General features: G+C 79.5%; 1 protein-coding gene. It reads left to right on the plus strand.

Translation table 11 applies throughout. The features are described from left to right. A partial coding sequence (locus AC5LSR_RS10665; protein WP_493468397.1) for a helix-turn-helix transcriptional regulator occupies window positions 1-600 on the plus strand: 600 nt, incomplete at its 5' end. Between the last annotated feature and the right edge of the window lie 69 nt (window positions 601-669).

Below are 669 nucleotides of genomic sequence, written 5' to 3' on the forward strand. Positions count from 1 at the left end.
CCCGGGTCCGGGCCGCCGGGGGCGCGGCTCGCCGGGTCGGGAGCCGCCGCCGCGCGACCAGCCGTGGCCCGGCCGCGGCCACCGGCGTCCCCGACGATCGCGGGTGTCACCGGCGGCCCCGCCGGCGGAACCGGGCGGGCGGGCTCACCCCGCCCGCGACCGGTGGGCCAGCCGGCCGCGGCGGCCCGTGGCATCCTCCCGGCGGTGCCAGGTGACATCGCCCGGCCGGACGCGCCGCTCCCGCGACGCGCCGCCGGCCGGCCGGCCGGCCCGACCGGTCCGGCTGGTCCGGGCGGTTCGGCCGGAAGTGTCCTGGCGGGCTCCTCCCAGGTCGGGCCGCAGGCCGGACACGCGGTGGGGACGGCCGGGCCGGGGGTGGAGCCGGCCGGGCCGCCGCCGGCCGCTGTCGAGCCGCTGAGCGGCCGGGAGCAGACGGTCCTGAGCTATCTGCCGACGATGCTCACCACGGCGGAGATCGCCAGCGAGATGTTCGTCTCGGTGAACACCGTGAAGACCCACCTCAAGAGCATCTACCGTAAGCTCGACGTGGCCCGCCGCCGGGACGCCGTGCACCGGGCTCGTGCGCTTCACCTGCTGTGAGCCCAGGATCCGCTGTGAGCCCGGCCGGGCCGGGGGCCAGAGCCGTGTCCCGCGGAGCCCCCTGGGCCA

Source organism: Protofrankia sp. CiP1_Cm_nod4 (assembly GCF_982290645.1).